The 3,870-nt window shown below is 50.9% G+C and carries 5 protein-coding genes; 4 read left to right on the top strand and 1 reads right to left on the bottom strand.

Features of this window, described 5'->3' with window-relative positions; all coding sequences use genetic code 11:
• From PZA18_RS23540 to PZA18_RS23525, 4 genes are all read left to right on the top strand, one after another.
• Nucleotides 1-1,796, top strand: a 1,796-nt coding sequence (locus PZA18_RS23540) for a deaminase domain-containing protein (RefSeq protein WP_284103339.1), incomplete at its 5' end; no start/stop codon positions are given.
• A gap of 2 nt (nt 1,797-1,798) precedes the next feature.
• Nucleotides 1,799-2,254, top strand: a complete 456-nt coding sequence (locus PZA18_RS23535) for an SMI1/KNR4 family protein (RefSeq protein ID WP_284103338.1) — start codon at nt 1,799-1,801, stop codon at nt 2,252-2,254.
• A gap of 169 nt (nt 2,255-2,423) precedes the next feature.
• A complete protein-coding gene (locus PZA18_RS23530; protein WP_284103337.1) occupies nt 2,424-2,840 on the top strand; it encodes a hypothetical protein in 417 nt (138 codons plus the stop codon).
• On the top strand, nt 2,837-3,433 hold the full coding sequence (locus PZA18_RS23525; protein WP_284103336.1) for a hypothetical protein: 597 nt from the start codon (nt 2,837-2,839) through the stop codon (nt 3,431-3,433). The genes PZA18_RS23530 and PZA18_RS23525 overlap by 4 nt, the downstream gene beginning before the upstream one ends.
• A gap of 166 nt (nt 3,434-3,599) precedes the next feature.
• On the opposite strand, the gene PZA18_RS23520 is transcribed toward PZA18_RS23525, so the two are convergent.
• Nucleotides 3,600-3,870: hypothetical protein (locus PZA18_RS23520; protein WP_284103335.1), on the bottom strand; the 271-nt coding region annotated here is incomplete at its 5' end.

The raw sequence follows: 3,870 nt of genomic DNA, 5'->3' as shown, positions 1-3,870 counted from the left end.
GCCTCTCCGCCGCCGCCGGCGCTGCTGCTGGCCAGGCCACCGCCAACGCCATCGGCATGACCAACAAATTCGACTGGAAAGCCGTGGCCATGGCCGGGATTACGGCCGGCGTCAGCAAATACGTGGAAGGCGCCTACCAGGCGGATACGTATGCGCGGATGATGGCCCAACTGGCTGCCACCACCATGACCCAGGCCGTCGCCAGCGCGATCGGCCTGCAAGACAGCTTCAGCTGGAAGAACGTCGCCGCCAGCGTGGCCAGCACCTGGGCCGGGGACTATGTGGGCAGAACCGTTGGCGGCCAGGGCGGCGCCATCGTCGGTGGCCTGATCGGCTCAATGGTGTCCCAAGGCATCAGCACCGGCCGCATCGACCCGATGCAAGCCAGCATGGAAGCGGCTCGGGCCGGGATACTGTATTACGCCGGCAGTGGCGGGGCCGAAGACGCCGGCAGCGAAGGCGGCCGGAAGTGGAATGCCGATGTGCAGCAGCGTAAGCAAGCGATGGTGGACGATGCCTTGGCCCGAGCTGATGCACAGGAAGCCGTTCAGGCGATGCCCGAGCGAACGAGCTACGACGATCCGCGCTTCAACTTCGCCGATGACCCGAAAAACTGGATGTTCCCGCATCTGGGAATGGGGCCGCAGCAAAGGCAGCGCATGCAGGGGGGAGGGCGCTTGACACTGGGCGCGGGGGGTAACGCAGCCCAACGCCGGCAGGATGCGCTGGACGATGAACTGGCCGCCAAGACGCTAGAGCTGGCGTACCTGAACCAGCAGGCGGAAAGCAATCGGATTGCCAAGGAGCTGGCCGCCGCCGAGCTGGCCCGCCAGAACGCCCCGGACCTCAAGGAAGGCCGTAGCTGGCGCAGCTTCAAACTGCGCGATGGCAACAGCATCTTCAGTGCGGCGTGGGAAATGATCCAGCAGACACCGGAAGACAAGGCCAAAGTACAGGCCGCCACCCAGGCCAGCGAGTTCCAGCAAACGCTTGAAGCGATGAGCGGCAGCGTATTCGGCACCGCCGGCTACAACATCGGCTATGCGATAGATGGCCAGCGAGGTGGGTACTATGGCAGCCTGTCGGGGGCTTACTTTGGTGGGATTTTTGACTCTGCTGCGGGTCAACATCCACTGGGGCCGCGTTATCAGGTGGAGCGTCCTACGACCATAACCACCAACAGTTTGGTAAAGCCGAAGCCTTTTACCTTTACCCAAGCGCAGTTGATTGCCACATACAATGAGACAAGCCCGTATGGAATACAAGCCATTGATTCTGCAGCGGTAGTTACATATTCAGGCAGCTCATTCCCTGCTAAGTATGATCAGCTCAGCAAGACGTATATGCCGTTTCCGTCAAGCAGGTATGTCGGTAAAACTGCCGAAGTTTCGAGCAGCGCATTCCGTAGCGTTGAGAGCTCTTTAGAAAGAATTGGTCAATTGCGCCAATCTCTAGATGTCGGTGCAAAGCGGAACATAGCTTTCGCCGAATACAATATTAATGGAGAGACTGGCGAGTTAGTGGGTATCAGCGGCACTGCGTCCAGACCCGGAACTGTGGGAATCCCTGCGGTGCGTCGATTTGAGACGATAGCCACAGGGAACAACACACGTATGCTGGATTCTGAAGTGAAAATTTTTGAGCACCTTGGCAATCGATTCCCTCCTGATGCAACGGGAACATTGCATCTGTTCTCAGAGTTGCCATTGTGCGTGTCGTGTTCGGGTGTGGTCCCTCAATTTCAACAGGCATTCCCCGGAATTCGGGTGATTGTTACTCATGGTCCAGGAAGGTAATCATGAATAAAGATACTTTAATTTCCTCTTTGATTGATGCGCAGCTTTGTAAGCAAGGAGAGGCAAAAGGGTGCTCACAGGAAGAGATTGCGGCGCTAGAGCAATCGACGGGGCTTAGTTTCCCATTGCAGTACAGAGAATTCTTGCTTGCAATTGGAAAGCGTGCAGGGAGGCTTTTTCAAGGGACTGATATTTTTCTACCAGCCATAAGTGGACTGAAGGATGAGGCCATTAATTTGCTGGAAGAGAATGAAGAAGATTTCAATCTTCCCAAAGAAGCTTTTGTTTTTTCGATGCATCAAGGTTATGAATTTAACTATTTCAATACTTCTGAAGGTGACGATCCTCCAGTCTATCAGTATGTCGAGGGGAATGGTCCTCCAGTTCTAACTTGGAATTCGTTCAGTGAATTTCTGAATGATTCGATAACGCTGCACTCTCGTTCCATGGAGAATTAGTTGTGCCGTCATAATCACACTATCGCTAGTCATTCCTCCCTCCTTTTTCCGGTCGATTTTTGACCGGAAGAAGGGGTTATTCAAAAATTAACAGAAATTCCTCGCAATTTCCGCTGGTTTTAGATTCAGCTATGTCGGTGAAACTTCCGAAGTTTCAAGTATATCGCTAGTGTCGAACAAATTCCCGACGGAGGCATTGAATCCAAATGGCAAAATATTCGGGATTGCTCGAAGCGTTGATGGACGTATTGCCATTGATCGCCCCAATTTGCCAAAGGATGTTGACTTTGTGATTACGTCCAATGGGCAGCTTGTGCTTGGTCAAAAGCATACAACCTTGGCCAATAATGCCGATGTTTTAGCGGCTGGTCAGATGAAGCTATCTGGCAAAGGCGATATTCGCCTAATTGACAATCTTTCTGGGCATTACAGGCCAACTGTTGCAGAAGGCTTGCGTGTACCTGAATTGCTCAATGAAATGGGCTTTAAAACCAATGGTGCATACTTGAAGCTCTACGAATTCACGCTGGATGCGGATGGTTTCGTTACAAACAGCACTCTAAATATCAATAGGCAATTAAAATGAACAAACCTGAAGACTTAAGTACATTCTCACATAAGCTGCATGATGAGTATGGTGAACTGAACGAGGTTGGCATTGCTTTTTTCGGTAAGTATATGTCGCAAATGGAGAATTTTGATTTTGAATTATTCTTGGATTTTCAAATGAGGAATTTTGCTCATCGGTATGTTCTGGACTTAATTCTGTCTACTTCGTTTTTGTGGCAAAACCTGTCACCAAGCACATGGGTTAGGATACTGCTTCGCAAAAATGCGCGCCCAGACACATCAAGAACAAATGATCAGGTAGCTATGTTTGTGGACATTGAGTTCTTGAGTAGATATGTCCAAGTGGATGCTCTGCGATTTTTCATGGATTCTGCTGCTAATGCAGCAGATAAATTGCATGCAGTCTCTTACTTCAAGAAGTTTTCATATGGATTGGTGCCATCTGAACTGGATGAGGATGACTTAGATGGACAGTATTTCGTCGAGAAAGCGCAATTGAGCACGCTGAGAGAATTACTTTGCAGAGAACATCACTTCTCTCCCGTTACTTATACAGAGGGCAACATTAATTCGTATGTGAACCACCTGCTAGGTGAGTTGGCTGAATAGTAGTTTGTCTTGTTTGAAAAATGTCATGCCCGTTAGCCGCACCCCATCTCTATCTCCCCATCATTTTTTGATCGGAAGAATGGGGTGGATTCAAAAATCAGCAGAAACCCTTCTCAATTTCTGCTGATTTTTGACTCGAAATGCAGCACAAATAGCCTGGTTTTGGTCATTGGGCCGCAACCACCCCTCCGCTTCTCTGGTCGGTTGAATACATCAGATTTTTGGTGTGGACGGATTGGGTTTTGAATTGGGCTAATAACGTGCCGTTCTTTAACAATTTGATAACTCCAAGCAAACCGACCAGACCGCCGCCCCGACTCTGCTGTTCACTGGCCAGGATCCGAACACCGCCGAAGTCTGGCTCGGTATCCGCTCGACCACCGATACCAGCAGCCTCAGCTATCACCGGGTGGCGCTCAAGCAGGTCGGCAGCAGCG

The organism is Parachitinimonas caeni (assembly GCF_030129945.1).
GTDB lineage: Bacteria > Pseudomonadota > Gammaproteobacteria > Burkholderiales > Chitinimonadaceae > Parachitinimonas > Parachitinimonas caeni.
Note: the sequence above shows the minus strand (reverse complement) of the source record. Positions and strands in the feature narration are given on the sequence as shown.